Source organism: Rhizobium ruizarguesonis, from assembly GCF_017357285.1.
Taxonomy (GTDB): Bacteria; Pseudomonadota; Alphaproteobacteria; order Rhizobiales; family Rhizobiaceae; genus Rhizobium; species Rhizobium ruizarguesonis.
On record NZ_CP071678.1, the window covers coordinates 1,674,607 to 1,691,025 of the forward strand.

The 16,419-nt window shown below is 60.8% G+C and carries 23 protein-coding genes; 7 read left to right on the top strand and 16 right to left on the bottom strand.

Going from position 1 to position 16,419, the window contains the following annotated elements:
• Window positions 1-72: 72 nt before the first annotated feature.
• Window positions 73-1,041, top strand: coding sequence for a lysylphosphatidylglycerol synthase domain-containing protein (locus tag J3P73_RS08295; protein ID WP_024323745.1), 969 nt, complete (start codon window positions 73-75; stop codon window positions 1,039-1,041).
• Here J3P73_RS08295 and J3P73_RS08300 read toward each other — a convergent pair.
• The 4 genes from J3P73_RS08300 to J3P73_RS08315 are packed head-to-tail and all read right to left on the bottom strand — an operon-like array spanning window position 1,031 to window position 3,355.
• Window positions 1,031-2,260 carry an RNA polymerase sigma factor gene (locus tag J3P73_RS08300; protein WP_024323746.1) on the bottom strand — a complete coding sequence of 410 codons (1,230 nt, stop codon included), beginning with the start codon at window positions 2,258-2,260 and terminating at the stop codon, window positions 1,031-1,033. The genes J3P73_RS08295 and J3P73_RS08300 overlap by 11 nt on opposite strands.
• A 10-nt stretch (window positions 2,261-2,270) precedes the next feature.
• A complete protein-coding gene (locus J3P73_RS08305) occupies window positions 2,271-2,630 on the bottom strand; it encodes a YciI family protein (RefSeq protein WP_130655068.1) in 360 nt (119 codons plus the stop codon).
• 2 nt (window positions 2,631-2,632) lie between these two features.
• The gene (locus tag J3P73_RS08310; protein ID WP_024323748.1) at window positions 2,633-2,992 is read right to left on the bottom strand and encodes a YciI family protein; all 360 of its coding nucleotides are present in this window, start codon (window positions 2,990-2,992) and stop codon (window positions 2,633-2,635) included.
• Between the two features lie 12 nt (window positions 2,993-3,004).
• Window positions 3,005-3,355, bottom strand: a complete 351-nt coding sequence (locus J3P73_RS08315; RefSeq protein ID WP_018071012.1) for a YciI family protein — start codon at window positions 3,353-3,355, stop codon at window positions 3,005-3,007.
• A 155-nt stretch (window positions 3,356-3,510) separates the two neighbouring features.
• Between J3P73_RS08315 and J3P73_RS08320 the strand changes: the two genes are divergently transcribed.
• On the top strand, window positions 3,511-3,678 hold the full coding sequence (locus tag J3P73_RS08320) for a hypothetical protein (protein ID WP_207579866.1): 168 nt from the start codon (window positions 3,511-3,513) through the stop codon (window positions 3,676-3,678).
• Window positions 3,679-3,724: 46 nt separating this feature from the next.
• Here J3P73_RS08320 and J3P73_RS08325 read toward each other — a convergent pair whose 3' ends face one another.
• From J3P73_RS08325 to J3P73_RS08335, 3 genes are all read right to left on the bottom strand, one after another.
• On the bottom strand, window positions 3,725-5,227 hold the full coding sequence (locus J3P73_RS08325) for an AMP nucleosidase (RefSeq protein ID WP_018071014.1): 1,503 nt from the start codon (window positions 5,225-5,227) through the stop codon (window positions 3,725-3,727).
• 174 nt (window positions 5,228-5,401) lie between these two features.
• Window positions 5,402-5,581, bottom strand: coding sequence for a hypothetical protein (locus J3P73_RS08330; protein WP_018071015.1), 180 nt, complete (start codon window positions 5,579-5,581; stop codon window positions 5,402-5,404).
• Between the two features lie 275 nt (window positions 5,582-5,856).
• Window positions 5,857-6,195 (bottom strand): DUF2147 domain-containing protein, encoded by a 339-nt coding sequence (locus tag J3P73_RS08335; RefSeq protein ID WP_024323749.1) that lies wholly within the window; start codon window positions 6,193-6,195, stop codon window positions 5,857-5,859.
• 442 nt (window positions 6,196-6,637) lie between these two features.
• On the opposite strand from J3P73_RS08335, the gene J3P73_RS08340 reads away from it, so the two are divergent.
• Window positions 6,638-6,904, top strand: a complete 267-nt coding sequence (locus J3P73_RS08340) for an SEL1-like repeat protein (RefSeq protein ID WP_018071017.1) — start codon at window positions 6,638-6,640, stop codon at window positions 6,902-6,904.
• A gap of 141 nt (window positions 6,905-7,045) precedes the next feature.
• Here J3P73_RS08340 and J3P73_RS08345 read toward each other — a convergent pair whose 3' ends face one another.
• The 3 genes from J3P73_RS08345 to J3P73_RS08355 all read right to left on the bottom strand — a co-directional run bounded on the left by J3P73_RS08345 (window position 7,046) and on the right by J3P73_RS08355 (window position 9,368).
• Entirely contained in the window at window positions 7,046-8,161 is a 1,116-nt protein-coding gene (locus J3P73_RS08345) for a pyridoxal phosphate-dependent aminotransferase (protein ID WP_130672310.1), read from the bottom strand.
• 104 nt (window positions 8,162-8,265) lie between these two features.
• Entirely contained in the window at window positions 8,266-8,667 is a 402-nt protein-coding gene (locus J3P73_RS08350) for a pilus protein PilZ (RefSeq protein WP_003558031.1), read from the bottom strand.
• 299 nt (window positions 8,668-8,966) lie between these two features.
• Window positions 8,967-9,368: a DUF2177 family protein gene (locus J3P73_RS08355; protein ID WP_018071019.1), complete on the bottom strand. Its 402-nt coding sequence runs from the start codon at window positions 9,366-9,368 to the stop codon at window positions 8,967-8,969.
• 162 nt (window positions 9,369-9,530) lie between these two features.
• On the opposite strand from J3P73_RS08355, the gene J3P73_RS08360 reads away from it, so the two are divergent.
• The gene (locus tag J3P73_RS08360; protein WP_130672311.1) at window positions 9,531-9,977 is read left to right on the top strand and encodes a baeRF12 domain-containing protein; all 447 of its coding nucleotides are present in this window, start codon (window positions 9,531-9,533) and stop codon (window positions 9,975-9,977) included.
• A 132-nt stretch (window positions 9,978-10,109) separates the two neighbouring features.
• On the opposite strand, the gene J3P73_RS08365 is transcribed toward J3P73_RS08360, so the two are convergent.
• On the bottom strand, window positions 10,110-10,976 hold the full coding sequence (locus J3P73_RS08365) for a LysR family transcriptional regulator (RefSeq protein WP_024323751.1): 867 nt from the start codon (window positions 10,974-10,976) through the stop codon (window positions 10,110-10,112).
• Window positions 10,977-11,066: 90 nt separating this feature from the next.
• Here J3P73_RS08365 and J3P73_RS37510 point away from each other — a divergent pair, with 90 nt between their 5' ends.
• Window positions 11,067-11,318: a hypothetical protein gene (locus tag J3P73_RS37510; RefSeq protein WP_130672314.1), complete on the top strand. Its 252-nt coding sequence runs from the start codon at window positions 11,067-11,069 to the stop codon at window positions 11,316-11,318.
• Here J3P73_RS37510 and J3P73_RS08370 read toward each other — a convergent pair.
• Window positions 11,269-11,601, bottom strand: a complete 333-nt coding sequence (locus J3P73_RS08370; RefSeq protein WP_018071023.1) for a hypothetical protein — start codon at window positions 11,599-11,601, stop codon at window positions 11,269-11,271. The genes J3P73_RS37510 and J3P73_RS08370 overlap by 50 nt on opposite strands.
• 355 nt (window positions 11,602-11,956) lie before the next feature.
• Here J3P73_RS08370 and J3P73_RS08375 point away from each other — a divergent pair, with 355 nt between their 5' ends.
• Together J3P73_RS08375 and J3P73_RS08380 are read left to right on the top strand one after the other, a co-directional pair.
• Window positions 11,957-12,397, top strand: a complete 441-nt coding sequence (locus J3P73_RS08375; protein ID WP_130655075.1) for a glyoxalase superfamily protein — start codon at window positions 11,957-11,959, stop codon at window positions 12,395-12,397.
• 85 nt (window positions 12,398-12,482) lie between these two features.
• Window positions 12,483-13,850: an MATE family efflux transporter gene (locus J3P73_RS08380; protein WP_207579867.1), complete on the top strand. Its 1,368-nt coding sequence runs from the start codon at window positions 12,483-12,485 to the stop codon at window positions 13,848-13,850.
• A gap of 95 nt (window positions 13,851-13,945) precedes the next feature.
• On the opposite strand, the gene J3P73_RS08385 is transcribed toward J3P73_RS08380, so the two are convergent.
• From J3P73_RS08385 to iolB, 4 genes are all read right to left on the bottom strand, one after another.
• Complete coding sequence (locus tag J3P73_RS08385; RefSeq protein ID WP_165418113.1) at window positions 13,946-14,107, bottom strand: hypothetical protein; 162 nt, start codon at window positions 14,105-14,107, stop codon at window positions 13,946-13,948.
• A 163-nt stretch (window positions 14,108-14,270) separates the two neighbouring features.
• Entirely contained in the window at window positions 14,271-15,107 is an 837-nt protein-coding gene (locus J3P73_RS08390) for a helix-turn-helix transcriptional regulator (protein WP_018071027.1), read from the bottom strand.
• 163 nt (window positions 15,108-15,270) lie between these two features.
• Window positions 15,271-15,498 carry a DUF1127 domain-containing protein gene (locus J3P73_RS08395; protein ID WP_018071028.1) on the bottom strand — a complete coding sequence of 76 codons (228 nt, stop codon included), beginning with the start codon at window positions 15,496-15,498 and terminating at the stop codon, window positions 15,271-15,273.
• A gap of 89 nt (window positions 15,499-15,587) precedes the next feature.
• Window positions 15,588-16,385 carry a 5-deoxy-glucuronate isomerase gene (iolB, locus tag J3P73_RS08400; RefSeq protein WP_018071029.1) on the bottom strand — a complete coding sequence of 266 codons (798 nt, stop codon included), beginning with the start codon at window positions 16,383-16,385 and terminating at the stop codon, window positions 15,588-15,590.
• Window positions 16,386-16,419: the final 34 nt, after the last annotated feature.

Here is a 16,419-nt window from a genome sequence, read left to right on the forward strand (position 1 = left end):
AAGGCCTGGTCTCTTAAAAGGCTTGGCGACGGGACCAGGCCCATGCCGACCCAAGCGAGGAATGCCTACTACATGAAGAGTTCGATCGTTGAAAGCCGGCAATCCTGGTTTATGCGCAATCGCATGACCGTTCTGACGGTCGTCATCGTCGCAGCCTATGGCCTCTTCATCCAATGGTTCTGGGGTTGGCCTGTCATCATCAGGCAGTGGGCCGATGTCGGCGCAGGTCCCGTCATCGGCGCACTTGTGCTGCTGACGAGCACCTATTTCCTCCGCACCTGGCGCATCTATGACTATTTTCCGAACGAGACGGCTGGCCGGTTCGCGGTCCTCTTCCGCGTCACGCAGATCCACAACCTGCTGAACATCATGCTGCCCTTCCGCACCGGCGAGACCAGCTTTCCGTTGCTGATGCGCACCGAATTCGGCATTCCGCTGACGCGCGGAACCTCGGCGCTCTTCGTCATGCGGCTGCTCGACCTGCACGCCCTCCTGGCCGCTGCCGGCATCGGCTTTGCCGTCGCTTCAGCCGATGCGGCTGTTGCCTGGTCGCTCTGGACAGCCTTCCTGCTGCTGCCGGTCGCAGCTTTCGCTGCCCGCAAGCCGCTGCTGCGCCTTGCCGCGAAGCTGCTGCCGAAGAAAGCGCAGAAATTCGTCGCCGAGATCGAAAACGGCTTGCCGCTCGATGCCATCGCCTTCGCGCGCGCCTGGGCGATGACCATCGTCAACTGGCTGGTGAAGGTGATGGTGCTGGCATGGGCGCTCGGCCTGATGGGCGTGCTGCCGATGGCGGCAAGCTTCGGCGGCGCGCTCGGCGGTGAGCTCTCCTCCGTGCTGCCGATGCATGCGCCGGGCGGCGTCGGCACCTATCCGGCCGGCATCACCGCGGGCGCCATCGCCTTGGGCGCCTCAAGCGAGCGGCTGGCTCTGGCCGCGCTGGCGCAGGCGAGCGTCAATGCCCACCTGCTGATCATCGTCTCGGCGCTGACCGGAACTGCGATTTCACTGCCGCTCGGACGTGGCGGCAAGGCTAGGTCGTAAGCTCCAGAATGCGCTTGCGCAAAAAGACCTGTTCCGGCTCCTGCCGGCAGAATGTCAGCGCCGTTTCATAAGCTTGAATCGCCTCGGCCCGGCGTCCGAGCCGGCGCAGAAAATCCGCCCGCGCCGAATGGGCGAGGTGATAGGTCGTCAGTTCCCCCTTGCCGAGAATGGCGTCGACAAGCGCCAGTCCTTTTCCCGGCCCCTCGGACATGGCGATTGCCACGGCGCGGTTGAGCTCGGCAATTGCTGAGGGGTGGGCGGCAATCAGCAGGTCGTAATAGAAGGCGATGCGCCGCCAGTCCGTTTCCTCGGTGCTGCCGGTCTTCGCGTGTTCCGCCGCGATCGCCGCCTGGACCGTATAGATGCCGATATCAGGCGCGCGCAGGGCGCTTGCGAGCAGCGAAAGCCCTTCTGAAATCTTGCTTCGGTCCCAGCGCGAGCGATCCTGATCGGCAAGCAGCACCAGCGCGCCATCGACATCCTGCCGGGCAGCACGGCGCGACTCCTGCAGGAGCAGCAGTGACAGCAGGCCTGCGACATCCGGATGCGGCAGCAGGGTTGCCAGCAGCCGCGCTAGCCGGATCGCCTCTGCTGTCAGGTCGGCGCGGACGATCGTGCTGCCTGAGGATGCCGAATAGCCCTCGTTGAAGACGAGGTAGATGACGTGCAGCACCCGGTCGAGACGCTCCGGAAGCTCCGCCCCGACAGGCACTTCATAAGGGATATTCTCCGTCCTGATGCGGTTCTTGGCGCGCACGATGCGCTGCGCGACGGTCGGCGCCGGCACCAGGAAGGCATGGGCAATCTCTTCCGTCGTCAATCCGCAGACCTCGCGCAGCGCCATCGCGGTCTGTGCATCGGCGGCAAGAGCCGGATGGCAGCAGATGAAGATCAGCCGCAGCATGTCGTCCTCGATCGGTTCCATGTCGCCGATCTCCGCTTCTGTGCCATCAGGGTAAAGGCCGTCCTCGATATGCTGCAGCGAGGCGTTGAAGCGCGCGCGCCGCCTGAGGTGGTCGATCGCCTTGAAGCGGCCGGTCGAAACCAGCCAGGCGACGGGATTGTTGGGCATGCCGTCAACCGGCCATGTCCGCGCCGCCGCCGCAAAGGCATCGTGCAGCGCTTCCTCTGCCCGGTCGAAATCGCCGAGCAGGCGGATCAGCGTCGCCAGAACCCGGCGCGAATGTTGTCGGTAGATATCCTCGATCACCTGTTCCAACGGTGGACCCTCACTGCGGCAGGGTGAGCAGTCTCACCGGGCGCAATTCGATCGACCCGACCCGGACGCTCGGAATGCCCGCGACGACCTTGCGTGCATCTTCCAGATCGGCCGCCTCGATGATGTAGATGCCGGCCAGATGCTCCTTGGTCTCGACATATGGGCCGTCGGTCGAAGACAGAGTGCCATCGCGCACCCTCAACACAGAGGCACAGTCAGGACCTTCCAATGCATCGGAATGGATCATGATGCCTTTGCGCTGAAGTTCCTCGTCATACTGGAAATGCGCCCTGACAAGCTCATCGCCCTCGACCTGGCTGAGTGTGCCGTCCGTATCGGCGGAATTATAGATGAGGCAGACGAAGCGCATGGCTATCTCCCATCCTTGATCGAATAGGCGGGCCGGATTTCGATCGATGCATATTTGAGGATCGGGAAGGTGGAAATGATCGCCTTCGCTTCCTCCATATCCCTGGCCTCGATCACAACAAAGCCGCCGAGATGCTCCTTGATTTCGGCGAAAGGACCGTCCGTCGCGGCAACGGTGCTATTGCGAACCCTGAGCGTCACGGCCTGCTCCGGCTCGTAGAGCGCCAGCGCGCTCAACATATGGCCGCTTTCGCGCCAGCTGTCGTCGCTGACGATGCATTCTTGGGTGACGGCCTCCCATTCCTCTGGCGTAACCCGCTTGCTCTTTTCGGTATCGAACCAGATCTGGCCCAGAAACTTCATGGCGTCACCTCCTCAGCCGAATTCATGGATGGGGCGAACCTCGATCGCGCCAAGCTTTGCTAGCGGAATGCCGGCCGCAACGCGGATCGCGTCATTGAGGTCCTTGGCGTCGATCAGAATGAAGCCGCCAAGCGCCTCCTTCGTCTCGATAAAGGGACCGTCGGTGACCGACATCTCGCCACCGCGCACACGAACCGTGACCGCCGATTGCGGCGCCTGCAGCGCCTGGGCAACGATCATATGACCGCTGTCGGCAAGATCGCGGTCATAGGCGAGCGAATCCCGATCGAGCTTGTTCTTCTCTTCCTGCGACATGGCCGACAGCACCGTGCCGTCGAACCAGACCTGGCAAAGATATTTCATTCCTTGTCCTCCGTGCTGTGCTTTCACAGCCCTTGGACGAACAGCCTAGGCGCTTTTCGACAGGGAAGAAAAATATCTTTTCGTCGATCGCAATGTCGAAAGGCCGAGGCAGCGCTCGACAAGGCTTCATCTGACAACATCGAGGAGATGGAGCAATGAGCATGTTTGAAATCGGAATAGCACATCTGATCGTCACACGTGGCGCACGCACGATGCCGCCGGTTGAGATTGCCGAGGTGATGAAGGTACTGGTGAGGACTGTGATCGTGCTGGCGGCGTTTGCGGGCCTGATCGAAGCGCTGCAGCTTGCCGCAAGCGCTTGAGAACAGTGCGCGGCCGGGCGGACAAGGCCGGGCCGCGCCTGATATCTTATTGAAACGCCGTTTCGAAGAAGCTGCGCAGCTTGCGTGAATGCAGCGCTTCCTTCGGCATGGCGGCAAGCTTCTGGACGGCGCGGATGCCGATCTGCAGATGCTGGTTGACCTGCGTGCGGTAGAAGGCCGTCGCCATGCCCGGCAGTTTCAATTCGCCGTGCAGCGGCTTGTCGGAGACGCAGAGCAGCGTGCCATAGGGGACGCGGAAGCGGAAGCCGTTGGCGGCAATCGTTGCCGATTCCATGTCGAGCGCGATTGCGCGCGCCTGGGAGAGCCGCTTCACCGGCCCGCGCTGGTCGCGCAGTTCCCAGTTGCGATTATCGATCGTGCCGACGGTTCCGGTGCGCATGATGCGCTTCAGCTCGAAACCCTCATAGCCGGTGATTTCGGCAACGGCGGCTTCGAGCGCCACCTGCACCTCAGCCAGCGCCGGGATCGGCACCCAGATCGGCAGGTCGTCGTCGAGAACATGATCCTCGCGCATATAGGCATGGGCGAGAACATAGTCGCCGAGCCGCTGGCTGTTGCGAAGACCGGCGCAGTGGCCGAGCATCAGCCAGGCATGCGGGCGCAAGACGGCGACGTGGTCGGTGATCGTCTTGGCGTTGGAGGGGCCGACACCGATATTGATCATGGTGATCCCGGCATGGCCCTTCTTCTTCAGATGGTAGGCCGGCATTTGCGGCAGGCGGGTGAGGGCTGCATCCGTTTCCGGCGCGTTCGAGCCGGGAAGGGTGACGACATTGCCGGGCTCGACGAAGGCGGTATAGCCGTCGCTGTCCTCCGCCATCAGCTTGCGCGCCCAGCTGCAGAATTCGTCGATATAGAACTGGTAGTTCGTAAACAGCACGAAATTCTGGAAATGCTCGGCATGCGTCGCCGTATAATGCGACAATCGGGCGAGCGAATAGTCGATGCGTTGCGCGGTGAACGGCGCGAGCGGCGAGGGCTCTCCCGGCGGCGGGATATATTCGCCATTGGCGATCTCGTCGTCGGTGGTGTTGAGGTCGGGCGTGTCGAAGATATCGCGCATCGGAATGTCGACGAATGCGTTGGTCGATGCTTCCACATGAGCACCTTCGCCAAAGGCGAAGTGCAAGGGGATCGGCGTCGTCGATTCCGAGACGATGACAGGAATATTATGGCTCTTCATCAAGAGCGCCAGCTGCTCGTTCAGGTAATGCTTGAAGAGCTTCGGACGGGTGACAGTCGTCGTATAGATGCCGGGTGCCGTGACATGACCATAGGAAAGCCGCGAATCGACATGGCCGAAACTTGTCGTCTCGATGCTGACCTGCGGATAGAAAGCGCGGTAGCGGGAGGAGATCGGAGCGCCCTGCGCAAGTTCGGCGAAGCTCTGGATGAGGAACGCGGTATTGCGCTCGTAAAGCGCCGTCAGCGTCTCGACGGCCTTGGCGGGATCATCAAAGCTCTGTGGCTGGAAAGGTGGTGGAGAGGATATGTCGAGGGGCGACAGAGGGGAGATTCGTTTGTTCATGACGCATTATAGAGAGTTGTTTTTGACAAGCAAACGACGCGCGCCGGCGGATTCCGATTTTTTATCCTCTTGCCTGTCTGGTGCGAATGCCTGTCGCCCAAAAGTGCGCAGCCGTTTTGGGACAACGACATGCATAAACCAAAGACTTAAAGCGCATCGCACGATGCGCTTTAGTCACCGCACCGTAGGCGCGCAGAAGGTACCGTTTCTCTCCAGGCAGGTGTAGCTTGCCCCGAAATGCGACTGTGCGCCGCCGCCGCCATTATGCACCACGACTGCCGAAAACGTGATCGCGAAGATCGCCGCAAACAGCGTGATGATGCTAAAGCGTCTTGCCAGAATATAGATGTTCATCCCCTTGTCCCCGATACGCAACTCTATCGTGAGAAGAGTTTTGGCATGCGACGGCTGAACGAGTGCTGAGATACCGGTTCATCCGCCGTTCAGCTTGCCGGACAGGCTCGGCCAGGTTGCGAAGAGGATGAGGAATGGTTCGCCGGGGGAGTTCGACACCATTCGACTTCGCCGGGTGGCGTAGCGGAGGAGTGGCCGCAAGGGGCTTCGAAGCATGCCGCCGCGTCGTCGGCATGCTTCTGCATTTGAGATCGTTGCGCAGGCGCCCTATGGCCTCAGAGCCGCGTCCAGGTCTGCGACTTGCAGAGGACCTTCATCACACAGCCCTGCATCCTCAGCGAATTGCCGGAAACCTTGCCTGCGCCGCTATAGGTCTTCTCGGCGGCCGGGTCGGTGATCTCACCGGCATAGCTGCCGCCGGTTCCCGCAAGCGTGCCGATCTTTCGGCCGGCATATTTGCCGGTCTTCAGCGTCACGCAATAACTGCCGCCGCAGGATGCGATCACCGCCGTATCGCCGGCGGCCGTCTTCCAGTTGCCGACGATCGGCTCCTCGGCATGCGCGATACCCGCAATCACTGCAATAATGCTGGCGAGAACGAAGCTGCGGATCATCTTTTCCTCCATGATGTCCTTGATCGTCGCGAAAATAACTGACGCAAACGTAAAGGTAAATAAGGCCGATCGCTGCTCTGCGGATCGGGTGAAACGGGAGAAAAAAGCCATGCGGCGAGCTTGTAAAGATATCGCCTGCTGATTTCATGATGAATGATCCGTTTATTTTCAAATCTGAATCTTTCGTAAAATTCAAACGAAAATCCTTAATTCGCAAGGAGTCTGATGTTTAACAAAAATCCAAATTTACCAAGCATTTGCACTTTGTTTGTCGCAAATTAATCATGCATTTTAGGCGTTTTTTGAAGGCCGCTTGGCATAGTGAAGCCATCAAACGAGCGGGGCAAACCCGCCGGACCGCAAGGGCCGCAAGCCGCGATAGACGGCAAGGCCCAGAGGTAAAACAGGGTAAGTCATAAACAGGCTAACAGGGATAAAACCGATGGCACGCTTTGAAATGCACAATGCTGAAACGGCCACCATGGGTGGCGACAACAGCGCCGATGTCTTCTGTGAAATGGGTCTGATGTATGCGACCGGCCGCGGCTGCGAAGTCGATCTCGTCGCAGCCCACAAATGGCTGAACATCGCCGCAATCAAGGGCAACGATCGCGCCGCCGAGCTTCGTGCCGACGTGGCCGCCGCCATGGACAAGATGCAGCTCGTGGCAGCGCTGCGCGCCGCCCGCGAGTGGATGACGGTTCACTAAAACCGTCTCCGATCAGGAATTCGACAAGAGCAGCAATAACAACCTCAAAAAGAGGGGGCTGGCGGGGCGCCTTGGACGGGGCCGACGCCGGGAGAAGAGAACCGCGACCGGATTTCCTCCACCGGCCGCGGTTCTTCTGTTTTATCGGCCGATCTTTTTCAGAACCTGCGGCAGAGCCTGTTCGAGCAGCGCCATATCCGCCTCCGGCCCGACGCTGATGCGGATGCAGCGGTTGAGGGGCGCCACACCAGGCATGCGGATGAAGACGCCGTGCTCTATCAGGCCGTCGACGATCGACCGCGCATAAGAGCCGTCGCGCCCTGTGTCGATCGCCACGAAATTTGTTGCCGAGGGCAGGGGGACGAGGCCGTTCGCCCGGGCGATGCCGCCGATCCGCTCCCGCGCCGCATGGATTTTCCCGACCACCTCGACGAGATAGACTTGGTCCTTCAGCGCCGCGAGCGCTGCTGCCGTCGCCAGCCGGTTCATGCCGAAATGGTTGCGGATCTTGTCGAAGGCCTGCGCCGTGCCTGCAGTCGAGATCGCGTAGCCGGTGCGCGAGCCCGCAAGTCCGTAGGCCTTGGAGAAGGTGCGGGTGCGAACGACGTTCGGCAGGTCGATGAGCGAAGAGATCGACGGCAGCGAATCTGCCGGTCCCGTCTCGCTGTAGGCCTCGTCGAGCACCATCAGCGTCGTCTCAGGCAGCGCCCGGGCGAAGGCGACGATGCTGTCGGCATCCCACCAGCTTCCCATCGGATTATCAGGATTGGCGAAATAGACGAGCGGCGCATTCTCACGCTTCACGGCATCGAGCAACCCGCCCAGATCCTCCCGGTCGTTTGCGTAGGGAACCGTCACCAGTCGGCCGCCGAAGCCGGCGACATGGAAGTTGAAGGTCGGATAGGCGCCGAGAGAGGTGACGACGGGCGCGCCCGGCTCGATCACCAACCGGACGATCTGGCCGAGCAATTCGTCGATGCCGCCGCCGATGGCGATATTGGTGGAGGGGACGCCGAGATGGGCGGCAAGCGCTTCTCTGAGCGCGAAATTCTCCGGATCATTGTATTTCCAGATATTGCCGGCCTCCTCGCGCATCGCGGCAAACACGGAAGCGGCTGGGCCGAAGCCGTTCTCATTGGCGCCGATGCGCGCCGAAACGGCAAGTCCGCGCTGGCGTTCGATCGCCTCGGGACCGACGAAGGGAACTGTGGAGGGCAGGGCGCTGGCAAGAGGTGTGAAGCGCGAAAAGGCGGACATGCGAAGGCAGTTTCCCGGACATATTGACAATCGGCGCAACAATAGGCCCGGGCACGGCCAACGCAAGCAAGATTATTTCTGCAATAAGCCTGTTATGGGCCGGTTCACGCGCGGAAGATCGGCGCGCGTCGGGCGGCGATTGCTTCCATGTTGCCGACAAGGAAATCGGTGCGCACGACCCGGCGCAGAACCTCGGGGTCCATGATGTTGATGAACCGCACCCCGATGCGTTCCTTATGGCGATAGACCTCGGCACATCCGATGCGATAGGCGAGGCCGAGAATGTTGAGATAATAATGCTTCGGCAGACCGGCTGTGGTCGAGACGATGAAGGTGGCGCCGCCCTGGGAGATATCGATGATCTCGGCGCTTCGCATGGAGACGCCTGTGAGGCACGGCCGGACGGCGACGATGCGGGCTGGCCGTTTGACGCTGAATTCTTCCCAGCGCAGGTCGTAGACAGCGGACTTGACCGTGGCAAGGTGTGTAGCGCGGAGCATAGTCATTCACATTCTCCGTCAGACAGGGCACATTTTGGGTCTTGATTTCATTCAAGCTGGGGTCTTGCTCCAACCAAGGTCACATGAATGTTTTGCACATTCGTCAAATATAAAATTACAATTTTAACGAGTTCAAATTTTGTTCCCAAGCGGGACGCCCAGATGTTCATTATTGGGACGCGGCTTTCATCTCCTACAGCGGCGCCGTCTTTTCGAGAGCCGCAAAGCATACTGTAACGGTTTGAACTGCTGCATAATTCCTGAATTCCATTCCGGTTTAAGGAATGATACAGGAGGCTCCCGTTTCAGCCGAAAAATCTGACGGCGAGATATCCGCCGGCGGCGGTCAGCGCCGTCAGCAGCGTGCCCCAGGCCATGTCGACCAGGCTCATGGCGAGTGGCCAGTTGCGAAGCGTGGCGAGATTGGTGATGTCATAAGTGCCATAGGCCGCCAGTCCCAGAATGGCACCATGAAGAAACGCGGTGGCAATCGAGCCCGCCGACAGCGCCGGCAGCACGGCAAGCACAACCACCGCGACGGCGAAGAACAGGTAGAACAGAGCGGCGACCGCCAGATTGGGTGAAGGCAGCATCAGCGCTCCCAACTGGTCGCGATAGAAGTTGCGGGCGATGAGGCCGAGCCATATCCCGTCGCAGATGAGAAGGGTGAGAAAGGTGCCGGCATAGGCGAGCAGTGATGTCTTCATCGTCAATCTCCCGAACTTGGCCTTTCTACGCAGCAAAGGCCGGCCGGATCGCCGCCCCGTTCGATTTCGGCGCAATTTTCCCGAACTCTTTCAATGGCCGAGCGTTGTGCCTTGATCGATGAAGCACGGCGCGCTTCGAATGACGACAGCGAGGAGTTGAAGATGACTGATGTCAAAATCCCTTGGGAATCATGGGTCGTGGTCTGCGATGGAGCCAAGGCTCTGATCATGCAGAATGCCGGCGATGCCCAACTGGTGAACCTGAAGGTGCTGGAAACCCTGACGCAGCCGAGCGCGCCGGATCGCGAGATTGGCGCCGATAAGCCTGGCCGAACCCATGCTGCAGACGGACTCAGCGGCAGCGCTGTCGAGGAGACCAGTTGGCAGGATCAGGCCGAAGCCGAATTTCTGAAACATGTGGCGGAGAAGCTCGACGAGTTGGTGCAGGAAAAGAATGCCCGTCGCATCGTCCTCGTTGCACCGCCGAAGGCGCTTGGCGCCCTGCGGCCCGCACTCCGCGCCGATACGCAGGCGATGATCACCGCGGAAGTGGCGAAGGACTATACCAATATGCCGGTCGACGAGATCGAGCGGCATCTCGCCGCCTGAGCCGTTGGAGCAATTCCAGGAAAAGTGTGAAGCGGTTTTCCGTCCGGAATTGCGTAGAAACAGAAGGATAGAGCGGTTACCGCTCTAGCGGCACCCTGAGGAAACGCGGGTCGAGAGGCCCGCGTTTTCGTGTCATGCCGATGATCTCTGCCCGGCAAACAGCTCCTCATGATCGGCAAAGAGCGCCGCCAGGCGGTCGATGACAATCCTGACCTCCGGCCGTTGCCGTTCGTCGTCATGCGCAACGATCCACATCTCGTAAGTCAGCTCGTCGATCACGGGCCCGGCGCGGACGAGCCTGCGCTCCTGATCGCCGATGAAACAGGGAAGAACCCCGCGGCCGGCGCCGCCGCGGATCAGGTAAAACAGCATATGCGGCGTGTTCGTCCAACTGGTGATCCAGGAATCCGGCTGTTCGAAAGTCCATTTGTCGGCCGGCGTGATGGCGCTATCGGTGCCGAGCGAGATCCAGTTGCAGTTGGCCTCGTCATTACCGGCCGCCTGATAGGCCGCATGCGCCACCTTGACCGAACGGCGGATCGCGACGTTACCGCTGTCCGGCCGGCTGTGGCGAACGGCGATATGCGCCTCGCGATAGGTGAAATCGACGCTCGTATCGCAGGTCTTGTAGCACATGCGGAAGCCGTCCTTCGGCGTCCAGACGCTGGCCAGATGGTCGGCGACGAAGCGCGAGGTCCAGCTGTCGGCGGCCGTCGAGACGATCGGCAGCGTCAGCACCTCGCCGCGCCAGTCGGAGATCGCACGCGCCGCATCCTGCATCAGCCGCACGCGATCGAGCAGCTCCTGCCCGTCCTTGGCCAGCAGATAACCGGTGGGACCGCGGCTGAACAGCGATCGGCCCGTCACCCTTTCGAGCGCCAGCATGCGCCGGCCGATCGTCGGCGCGCTGAGCCCGGTACGCACCGCCGCCGCAGAAAGCCCGCCGCCGGTCGCAACATGGAAGAAAAGTTGCAGGTCGTCCCAGCTGGCATCTTTCATGGATGAAAACCCCCTTTCCCCCGCGCCTCTACATCGGAAGGGTGCGAAGACTTAGCTCAAGTGCTCCAACAATAGATGGAGGATGAAGCAATGGATCTCAACTGGGTTGTTCTCTTCAGGGAAATCGAAATCCGCAATCGCCGGATCCGCCGCGATCCCTTGGCCGATCCGCTCGATCGTCCGGAATGGCGCGGATTTCTCTGGGCCGTTCCGGCAATCGTGCGTCTCGTCGCAAGACGGGGCGGCGAAACAAAGGTGCCGCGCCCCGATGATTCACAGATCGGGAAAAACCTCAGCTTTCGAAGTTCAGTCGCAACACGTGGTGCAGGAATTCAGGATTGATCAGCATATTGAAGCTGATCGTCACCAATTCGCCGTCGCGCTTGACCATGGTCGCACCGATCTCGTCATGGATGCCAAGGATTTCGAGGAAGAAATGGCTCGGCATGTCCAGGTTCGGGCTGACTTCGAGCAATGCGCCGGCAAGCGTGATGGTGCGGATCAGGCAGCGCACCTGCGTCCCGGTGCTGAGGTGATGGCCGACGAAGATGATGTTGCCGGGTCTGTCGAGATTGAATTCCCTGTAAGCACGTTCCGGCTTGGGGTGTTCTGTGTCGAGGTGCATCTGAAAGGCCCTTTTAGCCTCCGCTTGTTCTACGACAGGATATTAGCGGAAGAATGCTGACACTTGCTGAAGAACATCGCTAAGATTGAATGCTTCTGTGAAACTTGCGGGAAAATCGCACCGATTTCGTGCAGATTTGCCCCAAATTTGCTCATTCCTGATGCACATGCGCCATTCTTGACATGTCGGCGGCGTTCGCGCATACACAGGGCCGGTTCGAGGCACCGGCCGCTCGCGGATGAAAATCCATGGTGAAGCCCTCGCGATCATGGTCACGGCCCCTTGTGCATGCTGACTGGCGGTAATGCGAGCTCCCATCTGCAGTCGAAGAGCATGCCTTGCGAAGGCTCACTCCATGACGACGACCTATCCTGCCATTGACGAATTGAAGGCCCAGGCCAAGCGGCTGCGCCAGGCGATGAACGATCGCGGCACCCCGTTGACCCACAGTGCGGCCCTGGAAGTGATTGCCCGCCAGCACGGCGCGCGCGATTGGAACACGCTCGCAGCCCTTGCGGCAAGGCCCAATGCTAGCCCGAAGACGCTGCTCTTCGTCGGCGCGCATATTCGCGGCCGTTATCTCAACCAGCCGTTCACCGGCGAAGTTCTGGCGCTTTCGGCCCTACCGGGCGGCGACCTCCACAGGATCACCATCCATTTCGACGAACCGGTAGATGTCGTCACCTTCGAGAGTTTTTCGGCCTTTCGCCGGCGTGTGAACGCGCAGATCGATGCCGACGGCGTGTCGCCGAGGAAGACCTCGAACGGCGTGCCGCATCTGGTGCTCGATCTCTAGATTGTTTTTATCCTTTTGAGGTCGTCCGGATCCGCATGACTTTTAAGCCGGATCGGACCCTGCCTCCTATCGCACGGATTTCCCCATGACCGATCTTTCCGAAGGCAATGCCTTTCTCACCGGCTGGCTGCCCGGCGTCTTCATCAGGACGGCGGCACCGATCGTCGCGATCACCACCGTCAACGGCCTGTTCACCGTCGTCGACGCCTACTTCCTCGGTGCCTATGTCGGCCCGGACGCGCTTGCCGCCGTCAGCCTGATTTTCCCCGGGCTGATGCTGCTGGTCGCCCTGCAATCGCTCGTCTCCAACGGCATGGCGAGCATCCTCGCCCGCCGGCTCGGTGCCGGAAATCGCGATGGGGCGCGTCGGGTGTTTGCCGGCGCGCATGCGCTGGCGCTCGCCGTTACCCTCATCCTCAATCTGGTCTACTGGGCGATGGGCCGGCAGATCATCGATGCCGGTGCCGCCGGCAATGCCACTGTTGCCCATGGCGCCATGCTGTTCATGGGCGCGATGATCGCCTGTGCGCCGGTCAGCTTCTTCCTGTCGCTGCATCTCGACGGATTGCGCTGCGAAGGCAAGATTGGTTTCATGACGCTGGTGACGCTGTCGGCCTCGCTGCTCAACATCCTCGCCAACTGGCTGTTCATGGCGGTGATGCATTGGGGTGTGCTCGGTTCGGCAGCCGGCTCCATCGCATCGCAATTCGTCTGTCTTGCGGCCGTGCTCGCCTATCGCTGGCGTCGGCCGGCGGCACTGAGGCCTTCCCGAGGGTTGGCTCTTGCCGAATGGCGCGGCATCGTCGCCTTCGGCGCGCCCATGAGCCTCGGCTTCATCGGCATATCGCTGGCCTCGGCCGCCATTCTGATCAACATCTCGCTCTGGAGCACGCATGACTACGTCGCGACGGTGGCTGCCTACGGCATCATCACGAGGATCATGACCTTCACCTATCTGCCGCTGCTTGGCCTCAGCATCGCCCTGCAGACGGTCACCGGCAACAATCATGGTGCCGGCCTCGGGCTCCGCGTCGGCCGCAGCCTGCAGATCGCCATGCTCGCAGCACTCGTCTATTGCACTCTGGTGGAGATCGCCGTCGAATTGCTGGCTGGCCGTCTCGGCGCCTTCTTCGTCGCCGATCCGGCGATCATCGCCGAGGTCAGGCGAATTCTGCCCTGGACGATCGGCGCCTATTTTCTCTTCGGGCAGATGCTGATCCTGTCATCCTATTTCCAGTCGATCGGCGATGCGCCGCGCGCGGCGATCTTCGGCCTGTCGCGGCCCTATCTGCTCACCCTGCCGCTCACCTTCCTGCTGCCCTTCGTCTTCGGCGAGCAGGGGATCTGGATGGTGCCGGTCTTTGCCGAGGCAGGCATGTTCATCCTTGCCTTCCTGGTGCTGTCGCAGAATGCAAAACGCCGCGGCTGGCGTTACGGGCTTCTGCCCGTCTGAAGCAATTCCAGCAAAGTGCGCAGCGATTTTGCGTCCGGAATTGCGAAATACAAAGATATAGACGGAAAAGCCGCGCGGCTTTTGCCTGATGTCGTCTATTCCTTGCTGCTCGAAGCGGCCGATGTCGCGGCTTCCGCCTCATTCAGCGCCTCGGCGCATTCCTGGCAGCAGACCTCGACAGTCTTGCCGCCGAGCTTGACGGTGATGGTCTCCGCGCCGAGTTCGCAGTCGCAGGCAGCGCACGTAGTCTTCTTCATCTGGTGATCCTCCGGTTGATCGTCCCGCGATCGGGACAGGCTCATAAGACCATCGAACACCGGATTGCCGCTGTCGAAATCTTTAGCGATCGACATCCTGCATCATTCAAAGTGCTGCGGCGTGCTTGCGGCTCTCGAAAAGACATGGCGGCGCGGTAGGCTTTCACCTGCGCCGCAGCTGCGCCGCGCGTTGGAATTCGGCTGGAGTCTGCCCGAAAGACTGCTTGAAGGAAGCGCTGAAATGGCTGTGGCTGGAAAAGCCGAGATCGAGACCGAGCGCCGTCAGATCCTCATACTGGCCGAGCAGATCGAGCGCGCGGGCAAGCCGCAGCCGCAGCTGGTAGCGATAGAGCGGCGTCGCCTCGACCTGCTGGAAGACCTGGGTGAGATAAACGGGCGAGACGCCCACTTCGGTGGCGATTTCCGAAAGCGTCCAGCGCCGCGCGAGATCGGAGGAAAGCACCAGCTTTGCACGGTCGACGAGTTTCTGCCGGCCGGCACTGGCACCCGCCGCATGCGATGTGCGCTCGCCGAGCGAACGGCGCACCAGCGTCAGCGCCAATATTTCCGCCTCCAGCGTCTCGGCGACGTTGCGGCTGAGACCATGACGCAGGAGAGCGACCAGGGCCTGCGCGCGCGGATCGATCCGCCGGCGCTGGCGGCGGAAGGCAAAGGGCGGGCCGGGCTGCACCTGCTCCTTCGGGGTAAGCTCTTCGAGCATGGATTCGTCGATTGCCAGATCGATGCAGGCGTCGCCACCCTCGATGGGATGGCTGATCCGATATCCCTGGCCGGTATTGAAGAACAAGACCTGATTGGCTTCGGCCACCGTATCATTGCGACCGACATGCCGCATGAAGACGCCGCGATAGGGATAGACGAGGCTCGTCCTGTGGGCGCATTCCTCGTCGCTTTTGTGCCGGCACTCGCCATTGCAGACGATGTCACGAATGGTGACCGTCTTCGTTTTCAGGAGCGGCGCTGTTGAAAACTGCGACATTGCGTGTTCCGGGTCAGACGGCCGCCCGACGAGGCGACCGACCGCATAATTCCCTAAATCGGGATCGATTGAAAGAATTATGCAGCGGTTCAAAATGCTACGACGTTCTTCGCGCGTCTGAAAAGACGCGCTACGCTGTAGGGCATGGTATCACGCTGACGTTTCAGTAGCGACTATAGACGTGGACGTCGCTTTCCGTCTGCCCCCTGGAAAGGCCGATATCCTTCAGCTGCTCATCGGAAAGTTCCATCAACGCATTCAGGTTGCGTCGTTCGCTCACCTTGCGTGCCAGCCAGTGGGCAGCGGTGATGATCGCAAGAAAAAGGCCTGGCCGTATAGAGCGCGAAGAGCGAATATTTCGCGCCGGTATCGTGAAATTCGAGCTGTGCATGGTGATCCTCCATCCGTGTTTGGATGGAGGCAGTGAACCATCAGCGGCAGTTTCGCGCTGTCAGATTATTTAGCGATCTGAAGAAGCCTTCACGCCTTCATCAGCCACTCATGCTCGGCGGCATTGTGGAACTTCCAGATCCGCTGCGGGCCGGCCATGACGTTGAGGTAGTAGAGATCGTAACCATGGCAGGCGGCACAGGGGTGGTAGCCCTTCGGCACCAGCGTCACATCGCCGTCCTCGAGCGCCATCGCTTCGTCGAGCGAACGATCGTCGGTATAGACGCGCTGGAAAGCGAAGCCCTGCGGCGGGTTGAGCCGATGGTAATAGGTCTCTTCCAGGAAACTCTCGTTCGGCAGGTCATCCTGGTCGTGCTTGTGCGGCGGGTAGGAGGAGGTATGTCCACCCGGCGTGATCACCTCGACGACCAGCAGCGAATGCGCCGAACTGTCGTCCTCCGGCATGATATTGTTGACGTAGCGCACATTCGTGCCCTTGCCGCGTGTCACCTGCGGGTGCGTGCCGGGCGGGATCGCCTTCGCCTGATAGGTGCCGCCGCCGGGTGCGGAGCAGACTGCGAGCTCCAGATCGGTCTCCGCCGTCACCGACCATGTCGATTCCATCGGGATGTAGAGCGCATGCGGTGCGCCTTCGAACGGGTTCATCCGGCCGCCGAGCGTGCCGAAATCCTTTGTGCCGGCGGACGCCTTGCCCTTGCCGGTCACCCAGACGAGGCAGACTTCCCGATCGCCCGTCTCTCCCGAAACGGTCTCGCCCGGCTTCATTCGATGCAGATCGAAGCCGACATAAGTCCAACCGGCATTTTCCGGGGTGACATGCGTGACGCGGCCGTGGGTGCCGGACGGTTTCACCTTGAGATTTGGCATTGGTGTTTTTCCTCGTAAATTGGCGGGTGCAGAC

Excerpts from the sequence above, each read along its gene's own strand:
- J3P73_RS08295 (WP_024323745.1), top strand. The coding sequence starts at position 73 with ATGAAGAGTTCGATCGTTGAAAGCCGGCAATCCTGGTTTATGCGCAAT.
- J3P73_RS08305 (WP_130655068.1), bottom strand. The coding sequence starts at position 2,630 with ATGCGCTTCGTCTGCCTCATCTATAATTCCGCCGATACGGACGGCACA.
- J3P73_RS08310 (WP_024323748.1), bottom strand. The coding sequence starts at position 2,992 with ATGAAGTTTCTGGGCCAGATCTGGTTCGATACCGAAAAGAGCAAGCGG.
- J3P73_RS08315 (WP_018071012.1), bottom strand. The coding sequence starts at position 3,355 with ATGAAATATCTTTGCCAGGTCTGGTTCGACGGCACGGTGCTGTCGGCC.
- J3P73_RS08320 (WP_207579866.1), top strand. The coding sequence starts at position 3,511 with ATGAGCATGTTTGAAATCGGAATAGCACATCTGATCGTCACACGTGGC.
- J3P73_RS08325 (WP_018071014.1), bottom strand. The coding sequence starts at position 5,227 with ATGAACAAACGAATCTCCCCTCTGTCGCCCCTCGACATATCCTCTCCA.
- J3P73_RS08330 (WP_018071015.1), bottom strand. The coding sequence starts at position 5,581 with ATGAACATCTATATTCTGGCAAGACGCTTTAGCATCATCACGCTGTTT.
- J3P73_RS08335 (WP_024323749.1), bottom strand. The coding sequence starts at position 6,195 with ATGATCCGCAGCTTCGTTCTCGCCAGCATTATTGCAGTGATTGCGGGT.
- J3P73_RS08340 (WP_018071017.1), top strand. The coding sequence starts at position 6,638 with ATGGCACGCTTTGAAATGCACAATGCTGAAACGGCCACCATGGGTGGC.
- J3P73_RS08345 (WP_130672310.1), bottom strand. The coding sequence starts at position 8,161 with ATGTCCGCCTTTTCGCGCTTCACACCTCTTGCCAGCGCCCTGCCCTCC.
- J3P73_RS08350 (WP_003558031.1), bottom strand. The coding sequence starts at position 8,667 with ATGACTATGCTCCGCGCTACACACCTTGCCACGGTCAAGTCCGCTGTC.
- J3P73_RS08355 (WP_018071019.1), bottom strand. The coding sequence starts at position 9,368 with ATGAAGACATCACTGCTCGCCTATGCCGGCACCTTTCTCACCCTTCTC.
- J3P73_RS08360 (WP_130672311.1), top strand. The coding sequence starts at position 9,531 with ATGACTGATGTCAAAATCCCTTGGGAATCATGGGTCGTGGTCTGCGAT.
- J3P73_RS08365 (WP_024323751.1), bottom strand. The coding sequence starts at position 10,976 with ATGAAAGATGCCAGCTGGGACGACCTGCAACTTTTCTTCCATGTTGCG.
- J3P73_RS37510 (WP_130672314.1), top strand. The coding sequence starts at position 11,067 with ATGGATCTCAACTGGGTTGTTCTCTTCAGGGAAATCGAAATCCGCAAT.
- J3P73_RS08370 (WP_018071023.1), bottom strand. The coding sequence starts at position 11,601 with ATGCACCTCGACACAGAACACCCCAAGCCGGAACGTGCTTACAGGGAA.
- J3P73_RS08375 (WP_130655075.1), top strand. The coding sequence starts at position 11,957 with ATGACGACGACCTATCCTGCCATTGACGAATTGAAGGCCCAGGCCAAG.
- J3P73_RS08380 (WP_207579867.1), top strand. The coding sequence starts at position 12,483 with ATGACCGATCTTTCCGAAGGCAATGCCTTTCTCACCGGCTGGCTGCCC.
- J3P73_RS08385 (WP_165418113.1), bottom strand. The coding sequence starts at position 14,107 with ATGAAGAAGACTACGTGCGCTGCCTGCGACTGCGAACTCGGCGCGGAG.
- J3P73_RS08390 (WP_018071027.1), bottom strand. The coding sequence starts at position 15,107 with ATGTCGCAGTTTTCAACAGCGCCGCTCCTGAAAACGAAGACGGTCACC.
- J3P73_RS08395 (WP_018071028.1), bottom strand. The coding sequence starts at position 15,498 with ATGCACAGCTCGAATTTCACGATACCGGCGCGAAATATTCGCTCTTCG.
- iolB (WP_018071029.1), bottom strand. The coding sequence starts at position 16,385 with ATGCCAAATCTCAAGGTGAAACCGTCCGGCACCCACGGCCGCGTCACG.